The following is a 15,845-nucleotide window of genomic DNA, read 5'->3' as shown; positions in this document are numbered from 1 at the left end:
AATGGACAATGCCGCTCCAGAACTGGAATTTGACATTGTCGCAGTTAGCCATTTATTTTGACGGACGGCTGAATAACGTGATTACGCTATAACGATTTTATTGTGACACGGAATTCTGAACGCTCTCGAGGATCAAACCATGATTATCAAATATCGTCTTTTAATCCGGGCTGAATTTTCCACCCTATGGTGTTTCTCAGTAAATGCCATTTACTGTCACCTAAAATGAGTAGCATCAATTAAACAACCAAGAATTCTACCCGAGTATTTAATTTGTACTTCTGTTAATGCCGCATATCCCACTAAAACTGCTGGTGGATAGCTAGCTCGATGGCAGAATTCTTTTAGTGGTTGTAGATAAATTCCCTTTCGTCTAGCCTCATTGCAAAATGAGGCCTCGTTTACTCCAGTCGGCAACCATAAGATAAAATGAAATCCGGCATTCTCACCCGTAATCTTGATTTCGTTAGCGGCGTTATTTTTCAAACATGAGATAAGCAAATCTCTTCTTGTTTGATAGGTCTGGCGAGCAAGACGAAGATGCCTGTAAAAATACCCTTCAGCAATGAATTTCCCGACGCTGGTTTGTTCAATAACTCCGGCTGCTCGTCCGGAAAACTCCCAGTATTTATTTAACTTACCTTTAAGATTTCGAGGAATAATACAAAACCCTATTCTCATATCAGGGAAAATAGTTTTATTGAAACTACCGCAATATATAACTCGATCAATTCTGTCAATGGCCTTTATTGCTGGCAATGGTGATACATTATAATTAAATTCGCTATCGTAATCGTCTTCTATAATGAAAGCATCGTTCTTTTCAGCCCAGTCTAAAATTTTCAAACGCCGGGTAGCCGTCATCGTAATTCCTAATGGAGCCTGATGGGCTGGGGTAACATAGACCAGTTTAACATCTTTATACCGGGATAAATCATCAACATTCATCCCTTCGTTATCGACTCTGATGTATTTCAACGTTGCTCCAGTGTCCATCAGTATCGTTCTGGCCCACAAATAACCAGGGTCTTCTACTGCCGCAACGTCCCCCTGACATAACAGAATTCGTGCCACCATCTCGGTGGCGCTTCTGATCCCGGTCGTTACAATGACATCGTCAACCTCACAGGGTATCCCGCGGTAAACCCGAAGGTATTCGGCGATCTGGCGACGTAGACTAGGAATGCCAAATGTGCGGCCAGTCACCAGCTGTTGTGGTTGGAGTTTTTCTATGGCACGTGACAGACAAGCCCCCCAAGTTTTCAGATCCAATAATAACGGATCTGGCATACGGGCAATAAACGGGACGTTATAGGATAATTGCGGCTCTATATCAGGCTCATTATGAACAGGGGATGAACCAACTTTATTCCGCCCCTCCTGAATATGCGTTGACGAAGAAACTTTGAGCATGGTGTCTGGCACGACGGCTGAAACGACAGAACCAGAACCACTTCGTCTGATGATATAGCCTTCCTGTCTTAGCCGATCAAAAACAGCTTCAACGGTACCTCGGGATACTTGCCAACGTTCGGCGAGTGTACGGGTAGCCGGTAAATGCTCACCCGATTTTAGCAATCTGCTCAAAATTGCATCGCGCAGTGCTTCATAAATAGCGGTCTGCTTATCACCTTTGCTTGCTCCCAACTTTATTGGCTGGGGTAAATCCAACGGAATAGCAGTTTTTCCTCTGCTCATAGTGGTCTAGTAAAATCTGGATTAAATGGTGCTTCATTGTATTCCACTATGAAAGTAATGTCTCCTGAAAACCACCTTAATTACGGTAAATCACAGGGAGATACAGCGGTGAAGAAAACTATCGCTATTGTCGGTGCTGGCGCAACCGGTATTGCAGCATTTATTGCTTTAACAAAAAATATGAGGGATGTAGATATTAACCTGATAGACCCTATCGAGCCGGGAACAGGAAAAGCATTTAACCAGGAACATGATGAATTGCTATGCAATACATCTCCTGACACAATGTCCCTACACCCTGACAATTCAAATGATTTCATTGATTATATTCAGACCAGGGGGATCCCCTACACGCAGGGGTATTTCCCACCTCGCTATATATATAGAGATTATGTCATTGAGCGTTATAACGAGTGTCTCTTAGAAGCCAGAAAGAAAAACATTGATGTGAACTACTGGAGAGGTGTTGTTGAAAGAATAAAATCCCTTGGTGAACATCATTACGAAATTATAATAAGTTCAGGGGATATTGTTAAGGTCAGTGGCGTAATTATTGCCACTGGAGGCGGAGATGAACTAGTCCCTGAAATTTTAAAGCCCTATCAGAAACACCCTGATTTCTATTCTACTCCCTATGATGTTATTAATGATGACTCTATCCGTAAAGGCTCGAATGTCTTGGTTATCGGTACGAAATTGTCTGCCATTGATACTGCGGTGTTGATTGGGCGCAAGCAATGTAAAATCACGATGCTTTCACCTTCTGGGATCTTACCGTCAGTCAGAACAGCAACACCGTTACCAAGTGAACGGCTGGTTAGTGTTTCGGATTTTTGCCGTCTGGAACTGGAGTCGCCTAATCTTCCTCAACAGTTATGCGAGTTAATCGCCAGTAAGTTCGCATTGCAAGGATTATTACCATTAAAGGAACAAATTAGCCATCAGCGTTTAATCGCCCCTCGACTTATGGAAGAGATAATTCTTGCAGAAGAAAACAAAAATCATTGGCAAAATATGATTGTTGAGCTGGTTGATGCAACGAATGATGTGTTAACACCTAAATCTGGACAATTAAAAAAACACGTTATTTCTATTTGTAAGGAAATTCTAGATAGATATCTAGGATCTTTTTCATTGACTAATGCCAGAAAGATTTTTCTTTTATTGCAAACTGGCTTGCTCAATGTATGCAAGGGTGAAATTGAAAAAATAAACTATAATAATGGCTGGAACATACAGCTAAAAACTGGAGAAAGCATGCTGTTTGATAACATTGTCTGCGCCGCTGGCTATCGTGGCCCAAATCTTCGGTTATCAGGATGTGATATTACTCTGGATGATACTCCACGCCCTAACTGCGAATCTCTAAATATTGGAGATGAGCTATCAATATTTCTACCAAATAATGATAAAGAAGAAAATATTTGGGTTGTTGGTGCGGCTTGCGCTGGCAAAGTGCCTCTGGTTAATGCCATGTACTCGTCGGTTAAACATGCATACTTTGTTGCTGAAAAGATAGCAGGGAAAATTCCATTATGATATCTACAAACATTAGTGAAAAAAGTAAAAACTGGTTACTTAACTTTTCATTAATATTTTCTTCAACGATTCCTCAATTCGGAATGAATATAGTAGCACCTGCACTTCCGCAGCTCGGAAATTACTTTCATTCTGAGGTAACCTCATTGCAGTTTGTTATTACGCTATATCTTATTGGCTATGCTTTTGCTGTTCTTTTTTCGGGAGTTTTATCCGAAAGGTTTGGTGCAAGACAGGTACACATATGGGGTATCACAGTTTTTTCCCTTTCATCTTTTGCCTGCACACAAGTAACATCATTCTACCTGCTACTTACATTACGTTTTATACAGGCATTATGTGGCTGTGGCATTACTGTTTTATCACGGTTGATTATTCAACAGGTTTATCCTGCTCAGAAACATATAGGTATTATTACAACGCTGGCATTAGTCGTTGCATTATCTCCTAGTGTAGCACCTGTTCTGGGTGGTTTAATTTTGGATATTTACGATTGGAAGCAGATATTCTGGTTTCTCGGTGGAATGGGAGGCATCTCTCTTTTGTTATTCTGTTATTTCGTACCATCCATTCAGAAATACCCGAATAACATTTCAACTATTTCGTCCTTCTTCAATGAAGTTTTTCATGGTGTGAAGCAACAGGCATTTCGTCGTTATCTGGTGGCAATTAGCCTGGTATCTATGGGACAGATTGCATTTCTGGCGAATTCTGCTTATCCGATACAGATCAACATGGGTATATCAGCAAGTGAGTATGGATTTTTGTTAGCGCTAACCGCCATTGGTTTTGTTATCGGTACTCAGATCGCGCGCATTATTGTACCTCAGTATGGAACTCAGGCGGTTTTACTCTGTGCTGGAATTGTTTCACTCCTTGGAGGGACCGCCATTATATCAGCCAGTTACTTATGGCCGAATTCCCCCTGGAGTTTGGTTGCCCCCATGCTAATTATTATGCTCAGTGTGGGGATAGTCGTTCCGGCTACTCAGGCTGGATTGTTGAGAATACCATCGGCTAAACCGGGGTATTTGGCTAGTGTGTTCTTTTTTGGTCAGATTGCGTTGAGCACGATCTATGGTATGGGAACAAAGTCGTTCAACACAGACTCTTTGACATTATCTATAGCTGTTGCGGCTCCCTGTTTGTTGTTGGGCGGACTGTCACTGTTCTGGAATTGCTCATGGGAGAGTTCAAGTGAAGCATAAAATAGAAATTATTATGGCGATGAAAAATAATCCCCCTGAGTTTATTTTTTTAGAAATCATATGGTGATAACATGAAACATTCCTCCTATGATTTTTTTCATCGCCAACATATTAATTCTTTAACAGGACTTAGATTTATTGCGGCATTCTTTGTTTTTCTCTACCATGCTGCGTCGGAAAACATATTTTCGGACCATGTCATTGGCAATGCATTTAAATGGGTGTTCTCCTCTTCCGGATTTATTGGCGTTTCATTCTTTTTCTGTCTCAGCGGATTTGTTCTGTCTTGGTCACATCAGCCCGGAATTAAAACTGGACAGTTTCTCCTGAGAAGGATAGCAAGAATTTACCCTAACCATCTTATAACAGCAGTCATAGCAATTGTTTTAATAATCTGGACTGGACCATTACTGCCCGGAGGAGAGACCTTTTCCGGGATAATTCCCAATATTCTGCTGATCCAGACATGGATACCGGATCCATATACCTTCATCAGTCTTAATGGTGTGAGTTGGTCTCTTTCTTGTGAATTGACGTTTTATGTCTGCTTCCCATTTGTTTATACGATTCTGACTAAACTATCATCGAATGTACTGACGGCAACATTGATCGGCATAATTGCATTAGTGATTTTAATGCCATGTTTTTCCGCAACTCTTCCCCTCAAGCCATTATTACCATGGAAGCCGGAATCAATGTATGCATACTGGTTTATCTATCTGTTCTCTCCAGTCAGAATGCTTGAATTTACCAGTGGTGTTATTATTGCATGTCTTGTGAAACGAGGTAATTATCATAGTATTAAAGTTTTCCCAGTAATCATTTTGTTCATTACTGCATGGTTTGGTTCTATATTTAATCCATCTCTCTATAGCTATGCCGCATTCACTATTATTCCTGTTCTTATGCTGATAGCAGCTTTTGCCATATCTGATATTTCTGGTCATTCAGGAACAATTGGAAAGCCATTATTTGTCACTCTCGGCGAGTGGTCATTTTCATTTTATCTTATTCACCGGTTGGTTCTTATGTTTGGTCATAGGCTGATCGGTATAGGTAGTCAGTATAGTTTTACTACAGGTCTTCTGCTGATAATTTTAGCGTTTGCATTATCTCTATGGGGTGCGAAGATACTATTCACTTTTGTTGAAAAACCTATCGTATCCCTTGTCAAACGTACGAATAGCAAGAAATCTGAAGCAGCTTATTAAATGGAGGAATCAATGAAAAATGTAAGCGCTAACGGCTCATCAGTATCTTACTTTAAAGAAGGCGATGGCCAAAATATCCTCTTTCTCCACGGAACGAACAGCGCGGGTAAAGGCAGCTTTGGACATGTGCTGCCGTATTTCACCGATAAATACGGGACGCTGGTTCCTGATTACGCCGGATGCGGGCAATCAACGTTACCTGACGGAACCATTACTATCGAACAACTCGCCGATCAGGCTGCTCTTGTTATTACCGATAGCGGAGAAGAATCTGTAGATATTGTGGGGACGTCTCTTGGAGCAGTGGTTGCGGCGGCGGTTGCTGCCCGATATCCTGCTCTGGTCCGTAAACTGGTGCTGACGGCCCCTTGGGCGGATGGCAAAGATCCGCGACATACCCTCATGTTCAGCACCTGGTTGCAGTTGGAAAAAACATCGTCGAAGGAGGCTACAGCATTCGGCCTTTCTCACGTATTAAGCCCTGAGTTTCTTTCAGGGCTGGGCAGCGAAAAATTAACCGCACTATGCGCTCGACCATCAGAGAAAGATTCCGCACGCCGGATCGAGTTGGGACTGAAGCTTGATATTAATGCTTACCTCGCGAAAATTAAAGCGCCAACACTGGTTGTCGCCTTAACGAATGATACGCTGATCCCTTGCTATCAGGTGCAGAACGTTCATCGCCTAATTCAGGGGAGCGAATATATCGAAATTCAAAGCGGTCATGCTGTTCAGATTGAAAATCCGGATGAGTGGGCTAAAGCGGTGAGGGACTTTCTCGATAAAAATGCCTAAATACCTTACAGCAATAAGAAATTGACTCGGTTATCAAATTTGAGCCGTTGGGAATGGCGGCTCAGATAAAACCGTCATTTAAATTGTATAACTGGCCGTTTTTTATATGTCCACTATGACACCAAGATATACCCCGCTCGACCCACCATATATAACTAAGCGATGAAAGCAGTAAGAGTTCGATTTTTGCCAAGCTTGCCCGGTTGATGGTGGAGAACTAACGGAAAGTGGTGCGGTAATTCGTTATCGCCGCCTCCCTGGTTGGGCGTCCTCATGGATGTCCAACCAGAGAGACATGATCTTACCACTGGAGATGGAGATGGAGATGAATTTTTAGAACACGTTATATGTGGAATGGTAATCCTCCCATTTTTAACGGAGGTCATAAGTAGAGTTATGCAGCACGTAACACATGCTGCTTTGGTGTATATCCACCCAGTGCCATATTGGGCCTTTCGTGATTATAAAACCACTGCCATTCCGTTGCATACTGCTGTAATTCATCCAGTGATGAAAATAGATATTGTCCCAGCCAGTCATAGCGCACTGTCCGGTTATAACGCTCAATATAGGCGTTCTGCTGCGGTTTCCCCGGCTGAATAAAATTCAGTTCAATGTCATTATTTTTAGCCCATTTAACCAACTCGCCACTCGTATATTCCGGACCGTTGTCACAGCGGATCGAAGCTGGCTTTCCACGCCATTCAATCAGGCGCTCCAGCGTTTGCTTTACCCGGGCCGCCGGTAACGAGAAGTCCACTTCTATTGCCAGCGCCTCCCGGTTAAAATCGTCAATGATGTTCAATAATCGGATTGAGCGGCCATCTGATAACTGATCATGCATAAAATCCATCGACCAGCTTTCATTATTTTGCTCCGGTACCCTTAACGGTTCAGGCTCTTCCCGTTTCAGCCTTTTCTTCGGCTTAATGCGCATGTTCAGCGAAAGCTCACAGTAAATCCGGTAAACTCTTTTGTGGTTCCAGCCGAAACCCTTCACATTGCGGAGGTACAGATAGCACAGACCAAAACCCCAGTTCCGCTGACTATCGGTAATGCGCAATAACCAGTCGGCAATTTGCTGATTTTCCTCATCAAGTTTTGGCACATAACGGTAACAACTTTCACTGACCGAAAATATCTGACAGGCAAAACGAATACTGATGTGCCTGTTTTCCACTGCCGCTTTTGCCATCTGCCGACGCTGAGATGGCTTTACCACTTTTTTTGCATGGCTTCCTGAATGATTTCAGCCTTAAGCCGTTCTTCCGCATACATCTTTTTGAGACGGCGATTCTCGTCTTCCAGCTCTTTCAGACGAGTCATAAGGGACGCGTCCATTCCGCCGAATTTAGCCCGCCACTTGTAAAAACTGGCGCTGCTGATGCCATGCTCCCGGCACAGTTCAGGCACCGGTGTTCCTGCTTCAGCCTGCTTGAGGATGGCGATGATCTGGCTGTCGGTAAAACGTGATTTTTTCATAAGAATCTCCTGCGTTTAGATTACGAGAAAATTCTACTTATGAACACTCTGCTTTTTCGGGGGGATTACCTATGCACTTTTATGTGGATGAAACCGGTCATACCGGTCCGAATCTGTTTGATCGTACTCAGCCTGTACTTTCCTATGGCGTGCTGTCCTCTCCGGCTGACCTGGATAAGGTTGCCTACCAACAGCGTATCTGCCGTTCTTCTCAAACGCACAGTTACTAACGAACTTTGTCAGTGTTTCAAGACATTGATGGGAAACATCGCGCAGCGACCGCTCCAGATAATCCATAGAACAGCACCAATAGCCAGCGTATGTAAAAGTCTCATCATCATAACGTTTGTCTGAGCAAGGCCACCGCCTCGGCCCTTGGCATAAAGAACTGCACCCGGTGGCGGCCGCCACATCTAATGCAAAGATCCGCGTGTAGATCTCAGTGGATTTCATACTTTTATATAAATAAAATCAATTAGTTAAAAATAAATTACCAACCTGATTTCTGAAGCTGGAAAACTTTATACCTATACAATGCTGACTGGTAGTCAATCGCTCGTTTTTTCTTAATGATCTTATTATAAAAAAACAATAATAATTTTTTCCCTTTTTATACAGAGTGTTACGAACAAAAAAGTAAGATTCCTTCCCCCTGATTATATGGATATACCTTGATTTAAATATATCAAGTTGTATCATACAACATAATACTAAATAACATATAATCTGGAGAATTTTATGAAAGGCGACAAAAAGATATATCTGTTCGAGTTAGATGCTATAACTTCCCCATCAAATTGTTTTAATGCTAATAGTTACAATGCATATAACTTAGATAATCGGTTAATGGGAGGGGTATCAGATATCCTCGATGGATTAGATAGAGATAGTTGGAAAATAATCCTTTCTCACACGAATGGACAAAAAAATAGTTACTCGATAAAAGAAGAATCTTCAGAAACAAGCCACAATTTCGTATATATTGATTCTAACAGAGAGTTGATCGATTTCGTCAAAATAAATAAAGAAATAAAAATCATATTATTTACAATCAACTACATAGAAATTATTGATGAACTAGTTTCATTAGGGTGTAAAATTATTATCATTGATAAATATGATAATTTATTACAACCTAAGAATTGTTTATATTTAAATGACTATTCTACCGTAAAGGAACTATTAACATGTAATAATGAGGTTATATATGAATAGTAATAACGATATTTTCAAAGAAAATATAGCTTATGGAAATCAAAATATTGAAGTAAGCGTGAAGCTAGAATGCGAACACTCTGTTAAAGAGCAGATATTAATTATGGAGGAGTATACTGAAGTACATAAAGCCAATTTACTTTCATCAAAAGAAGAAAGAGAGTTAGAATGCCTTAAAGTGTTATACCCCAAATTGTTTAGAAATATAGAGAACAATGATCAACTTGTAGGGAGATTAGATTTTCTGCCCATAGGATTTGGTTGTGTCACCTCATTAGGGGGAGTAGGACATTATTGTGTTTTTAACAAGTTAATAGAGATGAAAGAAGGGCTGAGTGAGCCTGATAAGGAAAGAATTGACAATCTTTATAATTATTGGATTAAGCATGATCTTAAATTGGAATATTGTGAAAAATACCTAACAAAAAATATTGTTGGTAAGTTTATTGACCCAAATGCTCCAGTCATGGCAACCATTCGTTTGAGCGGTGCTATGCTAGACTATGAGTTGTTACTATCCAATGGAATAGATAGATTAAAAGAAATAATAAAAAACAAACTCACCGACATCCCTGAAAATAAATTTTTAATTTACTCATTAAAAGCTTTAGATATCTATCTTACAGTAGTTGATTTTTATACTTATAAACTTCAACAAATGATAATGATAGAAGAAAATAATAACAAAAAGCATCTAACTTTATTGCTTGATGATTTGCTTGCAGTAAGAAATGACAAGCCTAAAACTTTCCATCAGGCATTACAACTATTTTGGTTATATGCTTTACTATCAGGATGCATTAATTATGGAAGATTAGATGACCTCCTGGGAATTTATCTAAAAAATGATTTAGATAATGAAGTTATTGATGAAGATGAAGCCATATCATACATTAGATCTTTATGGAGATTGATAGAAAATAGAAGAACTACTGTTAATGGTAGAATTATTGTTGGAGGAAAAGGTAGAAAAAACCCAGAGGCTGCAGATAAATTTTGTGAGCTCGCAATTAAAGTAGCCAAAATGTCAAGATATGTTGAACCACAATTTACGCTCAGGATAAGCAAGTATACGCCAGAAAGAATTATTGATTTAGCGTATGACTGTATTGGTAGTGGTGCCACCTACCCTGTCATATATAATGATGATGTCAATATTCCATCTATTATGCATGCCATGAGAATAGATGAGATTACAGCAGAACAATACGTACCCTATGGATGTGGTGAATATGTAATTCAAGGACAAAGTATTGGAACATCAAATACGATGATAAATTTGCTTAAAACGTTAAATATTTTCTTAAATGGAGGTATAGATCCCATCGATGGAATAAAGAAAACAGGTCCAATTTCATTAAAGAAAACATCAGAAATAAAAAATTTTAAAGAGTTTTTTAACGAATATAAAAAACTATTAAGTTACTACATTCACCTCAGCGTTAACGCCCAAATTAATAGTTATATTTTGATGAACGAAAAGGTTTCATTTATATTCCCAAGTATATTAATGAATGATTGTATTTTCAGAGGAAAATCCATTTTAGATGGAGGAATACGATATCTAGGAGGTACAAATGAAACATATGGTAATATTAATGCGGCAGACACACTTCTGGTAATCAAGAAATTAGCTTTTGAGGAAAAAAAATACACACTATCACAAATGAATGATATTATTTTGAACAACTACTCTGGACATGAAAATATTCGGAGTGATTTTTTAGAATTACCTAAATATGGAAATGATTTAGATGAAGTTGATAATATTGCTGTTGAGTTATATGAATATGTATCAAATCAGATAAGAATGTTGGGAATTAAATCTGGTCTACATTATTACCTGGCAGTAATTAGCAACAATCAAACGAATACAGAATGGGGGCGTAAAACATCCGCATCATTGGATGGACGATATAACGGACAATATTTAAACCCTGCAAATAACCCACAAGGGGGCGCGGATAAATATGGTCCGACAGCAATGCTAAACTCTCTTGTTAAATTAGATCCTTCATTACATGGTGGTGCGGTTCAAAATATAAAATTCACACCTAAACTATTTAATGAAAATAAAATAAAAATAAAATGGTTATTAAGGCAGTATTTTGATAATGGTGGTTGTCAGCTAATGATAAACATTGTTGATAAAGGTATCTTAGAGGATGCAAAAAAACACCCAGAAAAATATCCTGATTTAATAGTAAGGGTAAGTGGATTCAGTGCTGTATTTGTTAACCTTGATGAAGATGTTCAGGATGAAATAATAAGCAGAACATTATATGGAGTTTAATAGGAATTTATAAGGCATGAACTTATCACATTCTTAAATTGATAATTTCATGGGTTTATCACTATTTGTATAAATCATTTAAAACTATCCCATCTTTTACCTTTTAAAGGCTGTAAACTTCGTTTCTTTTTTCCTGTTTAATTTATTCACGCACACCAGGTTTATTTTAGGTAAAAATCATGCTTAATATAAAAGGTTGTGTGTTCAATATACAAAGATTTTGCTTACATGATGGGCCAGGTATTAGAACAACCGTTTTCCTTAAAGGGTGTAATCTTAAATGCCCATGGTGTTCAAATCCTGAGTCTCAGAATATTAACCCGGAAGAAATGTATGATCCATCTAAAAAAATGAATATTATTGTCGGAGAATATTTAGATACCAGTGAAATAATGACCGAAATATTAAAAGACTCTAAGTTTTATAAATCATCTAATGGAGGAGTAACCCTATCAGGAGGAGAAATATTCTGTCAATATGAATTGACATATGAATTAATAAGGTTATGTAAAGGACATGATATTAACGTTGCTATAGAATCATCTTGTTTTGCTGAGCATAGTCGTTTCAAAAAAATTCACGATAATGTAGACTATATATTAGTCGATTTAAAACACTATGATGATGTCAAACATATAAAATATACTGGCGTTTCCTTAAAACCTATCATAAATAACATAATAACAATTAAAAAGGAAAAATTAATTTTGAGGATTCCAATTATTCCAGGAGTAAATGATAGCTTAGAGGATGCTGAAAAATATGCATTGCTATTACATCAACTAGATATACAAAACGTTACATTACTTCCATTTCATCAATATGGAAAAAGTAAATATACGTTTTTAAATAGAGACTACTCATTTGCAGACATTAAACCAATTGACAAAAGTGATTTAATTTGTTACAAAGATATTTTTACAATTGGATCAATAAATTGCCAATTATAATATTGTAACTCAGAGTTCAAAATGAATAATATCATAGTAGAAAAATTTAAAAATGAATTTACATTAAACTTTGCCAGCGATATTCCTCTATATAAACAAATCGAAAATTTTATAATTTCTCAGATTAGATCAGGGATTTTTAAAAACGGAGAAAAAATGATCTCTGAAAATCAATTATGCTCCTTTTTAAAAGTAAGTAGAACAACTACTCGCCAAGCAATGAATAGTTTATATGATAAGGGCTTTATCGTTCGTATCAGAGGGAAAGGCTCGTTTGTTCAAATAAGAAAGATCCAGAGAGATATCAATAAATTATATAATTTCACCGAAAGCATTATATCTGTGGGTTTAGAACCATCATCGATAGTCATCAAGCATGACGTCATCAAAGCTAATGATGTTATAGCTAAGAAGTTAAACTTACCAATAGACAATAAATATGTTTTCAAATTAGTCAGAGTTAGAAAAGCTAATGAATCACCAATTTTATTAGAAACAACATATATCCCTTATATTTTATGTCAAAATATTGAAAAAATAAATTTTGAGAACCGTTCATTATACAACGTATTGAAAAATATTTATTCATTAGATGTCGATTATGCTGAAGAGACAATAGAGTCTATACTTATAGATAATTCAACCACATGTTCATCATTAAAATGCACACATAACATGCCGGGATTCCTGATTAGTAGGCTATCTTATTTGAATGATGGCACCGTGTTAGAATATACTCATTCTATCACAAGATCAGACAAATGCATTTTTAAAATAACGTTATCTAATAACAAAAAAGAAAAGTTTAGTTTCTCAAAAAACTTTAATACTTGATATTCATTCCCCAACTAATTTAACATTTAAATTTTCAACAAATAAGCGAATATTCATTTGTCACCCAAGAACTATAAATAAAAAATTACAGCGCTACCTGTTTTCCCCCATCGTATTATTAAACTCGTTCACGCCACTCGCTTTCTAAAAGAAACGGGTGCTTGATGATATATTGCCAGGCATCTTCTATCGATTTTGGTATGTCTACATGACTAATATATTTTTTACCTTTTGGGCCATACCCCTGCTTATTATCCCGTAAGCGGGGAATTTCTCCCAATAATAAGGAGATAAAACGATCTATCTCCCAGAGACCATAGTTAGGTTCGCCAGAGAAACAAACGCCATTTTTTGTATTAACCAGGCCAGGAATATACGTTGGCCAGTTTAAGAAAATGGGTTTTTTGACCGCATCCGACCATACATGGCTAAACGTGGCGTAAGTCCGGCGCTGTAATAAGGGATCTTGAATAAGAACAATATGCTGCACTTTTAGCTGTATCTTTTCCAACAACGCGCGCGTGAATTTTGCATTTTCACCCGTATTGCCTGAGGCATCCTCCAGAAAAATCCGCTTCTCGGGCAAATCCCAAAATCTGGTTGCTATCTCATAAAAAAACGCCGCTTCTGAGCGCAGATTACCAGTATCTATCTCTCGATAACGAGGATGCTTTTCAATGGCCGCGGCAAGTAAAGGAGTGGAGTGACCAATACCGCCGGCAAGAATCAGCGGAATATCGCGCTGTTTCGCCAATAAACAAGCGCCGTCGATGGTGGTTAATACCGCATTACCAGCCAAAATAATGGCATCGGCAGTTATTTTATCTCGGCGGGAAGAAAAATCATCAACGGCAAGCCAAGAGGCGATGACATTTATAGCAGCAATGACATCTTCAGGCATTGCAAGAAACTTCGATACGGCTAAACCTTCGGCGTTCATATTCCCCCCTGGCAATCACTTTACCTGTCATAGTCGGCGGGGAAGACTACCCCGGTCTGACGACGAATTTCCGTCAGTAGTTCTGCCACGATCCGTGAATGCTCCAACCCTGGATGTTCAACGTTACGCGAATTTACCAGTGAGGCAAAAGTTTCCGCCTCAGACACCATGCTATTGGCAGGCGGCGATTGACCGAGTTCACGCCGGCTACCGTCTCTCATGACAAGGGTAACACGTTGACATTCGGATAAGTGCTCAATAACCAGCGTACCCTCTTCCCCCTGGATTTCGCTAGGAATGGCCGTGTGGCTGACTTTAGAGTGGATGATGGTTACATCGAAATCACCATAGTTCAGAATTACGCTGCCAAGTGCGTCAACGCCACTTTCCAGCAGGGTAGCGCTTGCCAGCACGCTGTTCGGTCTCCCCCACAAAGCGACGGCAAAGGCCAGGCAGTAAAAACCTATGTCCATGATGGAACCGTTGGAAAAAGCCGGATTGAACGTATTCGGATTCTCGCCGGCCAGATAACGGGGATAGCGCGAAGAGAACTGGCAGTAGTTCAGCAGCGCCTTGCGCAGCTTGCCCAACCCCGGCAACGATTGCTTCACTATATTGAAGTTAACGAGACTGGCGGTCTTAAAGGCTTCGAACAGGACTACCCGCTTCTCACGAGCGCAAGCTATCATCCGTTCCGCCTCTCGCCAATTCGACGCCAGGGGCTTTTCGCAGATGACATGTTTGCCATGCCGGAGAAATACCAGAGACTGTTCGCAGTGGAGCGAATTGGGACTGGCAATATACACGCCGTCGATCAGATCTGAACGCGCCATCTCTTCCAGTGAGCTGAAAAGAGCGCCAACGGCATAATCCGCCTGAAACTGCCGCGCCTTCTCCGGCGAGCGCGCATAAATGGCCGTCAGTTTCATTTTGCCCGTTTCATGGGCCGCATCAATGAACTTACGGGTTATCCAATTGGTTCCTACGATGCCAAAACGAATCATCAGAGTGCCCTCAAAGCGAACGTGAAAGAATCCTGATTATCGTGATAAATCGACGAAAAATGAAACTTGCGACAAGAATTATTTAGCAGCGGCAGTGTTATAGAGTGAATTGCAGAATAAATTGTTTTCCCGCATTCCGTTTTGTCATGACCAACGGGCTGAATCTCATTAATTTACCGCTGAAAATTCACCAGCAACACATCTATTAGCGGAAAATAACGCCTCCAATATTACGCGCCGCCTCCAGGCAGGCGTCCGGTGTTTTCAGCTCCGGCATCAGCAGAATTTCATAGGTCGCTACCGGCGCGCCGCAATAGTCGAAAATCCCGTGAACTATCTGTGTATTAAACGCATCAGCAAAACCGCGTTTTTCGAATGTGCTTTGGTTGGCGCCGCCCAGCGCGACAAGGTGCACCGGCAAATGTCCCAGCTTCTTTACCACGTTGCCATCAGCCGTGTCTTCATAGGCCCAGCCGTTTGAAAATACGCGATCGATCCACCCTTTCAGTAACCCCGGCATCGACCACCAGTAAATGGGAAATACCAGCACCGGTAGCTGTCAACGAAGTTGACACCCTTATTCGTTTTTATGCTGCCGTTTTCAGCCCAGTTTCTGGCTTATCTGGATTCAACATCACCACCTCGACCCGCTGCCATTGACGGCATGAGGTTGACC

12 protein-coding genes and 2 pseudogenes are annotated in these 15,845 nt (G+C 39.8%); 9 read left to right on the top strand and 5 right to left on the bottom strand.

Annotation, left to right across the window (positions count from 1 at the left end; genetic code table 11):
• Positions 1-216: 216 nt before the first annotated feature.
• Positions 217-1,698: a MocR-like pyridoxine biosynthesis transcription factor PdxR gene (gene pdxR, locus MFP24_RS24225; protein ID WP_249228665.1), complete on the bottom strand. Its 1,482-nt coding sequence runs from the start codon at positions 1,696-1,698 to the stop codon at positions 217-219.
• A 48-nt stretch (positions 1,699-1,746) separates the two neighbouring features.
• Between pdxR and MFP24_RS24220 the strand changes: the two genes are divergently transcribed.
• The 4 genes from MFP24_RS24220 (at position 1,747) to MFP24_RS24205 (ending at position 6,451) form a co-directional block, all read left to right on the top strand.
• Positions 1,747-3,237, top strand: coding sequence for an FAD/NAD(P)-binding protein (locus MFP24_RS24220; protein WP_249228664.1), 1,491 nt, complete (start codon positions 1,747-1,749; stop codon positions 3,235-3,237).
• Complete coding sequence (locus tag MFP24_RS24215; protein WP_249228663.1) at positions 3,234-4,445, top strand: MFS transporter; 1,212 nt, start codon at positions 3,234-3,236, stop codon at positions 4,443-4,445. The genes MFP24_RS24220 and MFP24_RS24215 overlap by 4 nt, the downstream gene beginning before the upstream one ends.
• Before the next feature lie 71 nt (positions 4,446-4,516).
• The gene (locus tag MFP24_RS24210; RefSeq protein ID WP_249228662.1) at positions 4,517-5,656 is read left to right on the top strand and encodes an acyltransferase family protein; all 1,140 of its coding nucleotides are present in this window, start codon (positions 4,517-4,519) and stop codon (positions 5,654-5,656) included.
• Between the two features lie 12 nt (positions 5,657-5,668).
• Positions 5,669-6,451: an alpha/beta fold hydrolase gene (locus tag MFP24_RS24205; RefSeq protein ID WP_249228661.1), complete on the top strand. Its 783-nt coding sequence runs from the start codon at positions 5,669-5,671 to the stop codon at positions 6,449-6,451.
• 394 nt (positions 6,452-6,845) lie between these two features.
• Here MFP24_RS24205 and MFP24_RS24200 read toward each other — a convergent pair.
• Positions 6,846-7,933, bottom strand: a protein-coding gene (locus tag MFP24_RS24200; RefSeq protein WP_249228660.1) for an IS3 family transposase whose coding sequence is annotated in 2 segments (ribosomal slippage) — positions 6,846-7,681 and positions 7,681-7,933 — 1,089 coding nt in all. Because the reading frame shifts where the segments join, the coding sequence is not laid out codon by codon here.
• 71 nt (positions 7,934-8,004) lie between these two features.
• Here MFP24_RS24200 and MFP24_RS24195 point away from each other — a divergent pair.
• From MFP24_RS24195 to MFP24_RS24175, 5 genes and pseudogenes are all read left to right on the top strand, one after another.
• A pseudogene (locus MFP24_RS24195) lies at positions 8,005-8,118 on the top strand (DUF3800 domain-containing protein); the annotation flags it as partial.
• A gap of 553 nt (positions 8,119-8,671) precedes the next feature.
• A complete protein-coding gene (locus tag MFP24_RS24190; RefSeq protein WP_249228659.1) occupies positions 8,672-9,148 on the top strand; it encodes a hypothetical protein in 477 nt (158 codons plus the stop codon).
• Positions 9,141-11,441 (top strand): pyruvate formate lyase family protein, encoded by a 2,301-nt coding sequence (locus MFP24_RS24185; RefSeq protein ID WP_249228658.1) that lies wholly within the window; start codon positions 9,141-9,143, stop codon positions 11,439-11,441. The genes MFP24_RS24190 and MFP24_RS24185 overlap by 8 nt, the downstream gene beginning before the upstream one ends.
• A gap of 179 nt (positions 11,442-11,620) precedes the next feature.
• A complete protein-coding gene (locus MFP24_RS24180) occupies positions 11,621-12,391 on the top strand; it encodes a glycyl-radical enzyme activating protein (RefSeq protein WP_249228657.1) in 771 nt (256 codons plus the stop codon).
• Between the two features lie 21 nt (positions 12,392-12,412).
• Positions 12,413-13,225, top strand: a complete 813-nt coding sequence (locus tag MFP24_RS24175; protein WP_249228656.1) for a GntR family transcriptional regulator — start codon at positions 12,413-12,415, stop codon at positions 13,223-13,225.
• Between the two features lie 118 nt (positions 13,226-13,343).
• Here MFP24_RS24175 and MFP24_RS24170 read toward each other — a convergent pair whose 3' ends face one another.
• The 3 genes and pseudogenes from MFP24_RS24170 to MFP24_RS24160 all read right to left on the bottom strand — a co-directional run.
• Positions 13,344-14,165 carry a YdcF family protein gene (locus tag MFP24_RS24170; protein ID WP_249228655.1) on the bottom strand — a complete coding sequence of 274 codons (822 nt, stop codon included), beginning with the start codon at positions 14,163-14,165 and terminating at the stop codon, positions 13,344-13,346.
• A gap of 20 nt (positions 14,166-14,185) precedes the next feature.
• Positions 14,186-15,169 carry a Gfo/Idh/MocA family protein gene (locus MFP24_RS24165; protein WP_249228654.1) on the bottom strand — a complete coding sequence of 328 codons (984 nt, stop codon included), beginning with the start codon at positions 15,167-15,169 and terminating at the stop codon, positions 14,186-14,188.
• A gap of 205 nt (positions 15,170-15,374) precedes the next feature.
• Positions 15,375-15,719, bottom strand: a pseudogene (locus MFP24_RS24160) (NAD(P)H-dependent oxidoreductase); the annotation flags it as partial.
• Positions 15,720-15,845 lie beyond the last annotated feature (126 nt).

Origin of the sequence: Brenneria tiliae (genome assembly GCF_023347575.1) — a bacterium.
Taxonomy (GTDB): Bacteria; Pseudomonadota; Gammaproteobacteria; order Enterobacterales; family Enterobacteriaceae; genus Brenneria; species Brenneria corticis.
This window is presented reverse-complemented; position numbering and strand designations above follow the sequence as displayed.

What these genes read in the sequence shown, in the direction of transcription:
- MFP24_RS24175 (WP_249228656.1), top strand. Translation starts at nt 12,413, where the DNA reads ATGAATAATATCATAGTAGAAAAATTTAAAAATGAATTTACATTAAAC.
- MFP24_RS24220 (WP_249228664.1), top strand. Translation starts at nt 1,747, where the DNA reads ATGAAAGTAATGTCTCCTGAAAACCACCTTAATTACGGTAAATCACAG.
- MFP24_RS24205 (WP_249228661.1), top strand. Translation starts at nt 5,669, where the DNA reads ATGAAAAATGTAAGCGCTAACGGCTCATCAGTATCTTACTTTAAAGAA.
- MFP24_RS24180 (WP_249228657.1), top strand. Translation starts at nt 11,621, where the DNA reads ATGCTTAATATAAAAGGTTGTGTGTTCAATATACAAAGATTTTGCTTA.
- pdxR (WP_249228665.1), bottom strand. Translation starts at nt 1,698, where the DNA reads ATGAGCAGAGGAAAAACTGCTATTCCGTTGGATTTACCCCAGCCAATA.
- MFP24_RS24215 (WP_249228663.1), top strand. Translation starts at nt 3,234, where the DNA reads ATGATATCTACAAACATTAGTGAAAAAAGTAAAAACTGGTTACTTAAC.
- MFP24_RS24190 (WP_249228659.1), top strand. Translation starts at nt 8,672, where the DNA reads ATGAAAGGCGACAAAAAGATATATCTGTTCGAGTTAGATGCTATAACT.
- MFP24_RS24210 (WP_249228662.1), top strand. Translation starts at nt 4,517, where the DNA reads ATGAAACATTCCTCCTATGATTTTTTTCATCGCCAACATATTAATTCT.
- MFP24_RS24170 (WP_249228655.1), bottom strand. Translation starts at nt 14,165, where the DNA reads ATGAACGCCGAAGGTTTAGCCGTATCGAAGTTTCTTGCAATGCCTGAA.
- MFP24_RS24185 (WP_249228658.1), top strand. Translation starts at nt 9,141, where the DNA reads ATGAATAGTAATAACGATATTTTCAAAGAAAATATAGCTTATGGAAAT.
- MFP24_RS24165 (WP_249228654.1), bottom strand. Translation starts at nt 15,169, where the DNA reads ATGATTCGTTTTGGCATCGTAGGAACCAATTGGATAACCCGTAAGTTC.